The sequence below is a fragment of the Paraburkholderia humisilvae genome (assembly GCF_902859855.1).
GTDB classification, from domain to species: Bacteria; Pseudomonadota; Gammaproteobacteria; order Burkholderiales; family Burkholderiaceae; genus Paraburkholderia; species Paraburkholderia humisilvae.
Window position 1 is genome coordinate 1 of sequence record NZ_CADIKH010000281.1, and the last position, 2,029, is coordinate 2,029.

The 2,029-nt window shown below is 60.2% G+C and carries 1 protein-coding gene; it reads left to right on the forward strand.

Annotated features, from left to right (window positions below; translation table 11 throughout):
- Positions 1–1,070 precede the first annotated feature (1,070 nt).
- A partial coding sequence (locus tag HV796_RS41880) for a reverse transcriptase domain-containing protein (protein ID WP_175233496.1) occupies positions 1,071–2,029 on the forward strand: 959 nt, incomplete at its 3' end.

The following is a 2,029-nucleotide window of genomic DNA, read 5'->3' on the forward strand; positions in this document are numbered from 1 at the left end:
CGGGGACAACGTGTCGGGCCTTCGGGCCGCGTCAGCTTCCGCGAGGAGGAGACGTCACCTGCGAGCATCGACGTGGGTGGGATCCCAGGCTGAGTGGCATGGTCAACAGATGTGAACTGCCGCAGGCATCGTTAGGCACGACAAGCCAAAGATGCTGACAGGCTTGAACCAGAACGGTAAGTGGTCGGTTGCTCCTCTCCTTTGCTACGGAGCACACGGACAGGCAGACCACCGGTGTACAGGCAGGACCTAACCCACTCGTTGTGATGTTTGTGGAACACGGTAAGTCAGCCCGACGTGCTGCCAGCGATGGCAGGCCAACCGCAAGGAAGGCTGATGGCATAGCGGGTAGAGGAACGCGGAAAAAGCGAAGGCTACCCTGTAACCGGGTGGATACGGGTTGCAATATCACCCGGCGCTAACCCGTTCGACCCCGCATGGACGCCTTACTTCCAACGCCGCGCCAATGGCTGCTGACAACGTTGTGACCTGCCGGGTCCGATTGCGGGCTGACGGACGGCTTGAGCCGTGTGCTGGGAAACTCGCATGCACGGTTGTGCGTCCAGCTAAGGCTGGCATGTTCAGCAGGAGTCAGTCCTGCCGGGGTAGGAGTCAGAGGCCCCGTAGCTGGGATAGCAGGGTGGCGGGAAACCAGGACTCTGAAGCCTATCGACTGGTGTCCCCGAGGGGGATGCGTGAGTCATCGGGCCGTAATGAAGATGAACGTGAATGTGGCCTCGAAAGTGAGAAGCCCCGAAGGCCGAGCCCGCAACTGTAGGGCGAAGGCAGCATGGCTGGCCGAAATCTGACCGATACGACCAGACCACTTCGGCGGGGTGGAAGCGACGGCACGATGACAAGGACATGCTGGGCAACTGGAGAAGCCCTCCTCGCCCCGGCGCGAAATCGCCGGAGCAAGGTAGGTTCTATAACCGGCGAACCCGGGAAGTGGACCGAAGGCGAGAGGGTGGCGGATGGGCCCGTACTAGCGGTGAAGCCGGGTAACGCTGGTGGAGCGAAGGGGCCCTGCTGTTTGTAACTTCCTCGACAACATGGGAGGCAAGGACGAAATGACAAAAGCGTCCAGCAGTTTGCAGGACCTGAGGCGAGGAATATACGTCAAGGCGAAGGGCGGACCGTCCTGGCGTTTCTGGGGTTTGTACGTCCATGTCTGCAAGATGGAAACGCTGCGCGAAGCGTATGCGCTGGCCAGAAAGAACAACGGCGCACCGGGTATCGACGGGGTGACGTTCGAGGTCATCGAGACGCAGGGCGTGGAGGCGTTTCTTGAGTGGATACGGAACGAACTGATCGGGCGTGCCTACGTACCGCTACGATCGCGGCGGCAGGAAATACCGAAGGACGGGGGCAAGGTCCGTGTCCTTTCGATTCCGGCTATCCGTGACCGTGTGGTTCAGGGCGCGCTCAAGCTCATATTGGAGCCGATCTTCGAGGCAGACTTCCAACCGGGGTCGTACGGATATCGTCCCAAGCGTACCGCGCATGAAGCGGTGCATCGGGTGGCGCCGGCGATTGTTCAGTGTAAGACCCGCGTCATAGACCTTGATTTGCGCGCCTACTTTGACACGGTTCGGCATCATCTACTGCTTGAAAAAGTGGCGCGTCGGATCAAGGACGACGACGTGATGCATCTGCTAAAACGGATGCTGACGGCGTCGGGCAAACAAGGCGTTCCGCAAGGCGGGGTGATTTCGCCGCTGCCCAGTAACATCTATCTCACCGAGGTAGACCGAATGCTGGAGCGGGCGAAAGAAGCCACGCGCAACGGGAAGTACACCTACGTCGAGTATGCCCGATTCGCTGACGATCTGGTTGTGCTGATCGATGCCCATGCGCGCCATGCGTGGCTGCTGGGGGCGGTGACCAGGCGACTTCGGGAAGAGTTTGCCAAACTGCGGGTCGAGGTCAATGAAGAGAAGAGCCGCACCGTTAACCTGGACCGGGCAGAGAGCTTCGGCTTTCTGGGATTCGACTTCCGTCGACTCCGCAGTGTACAGAGGCAGGTGTG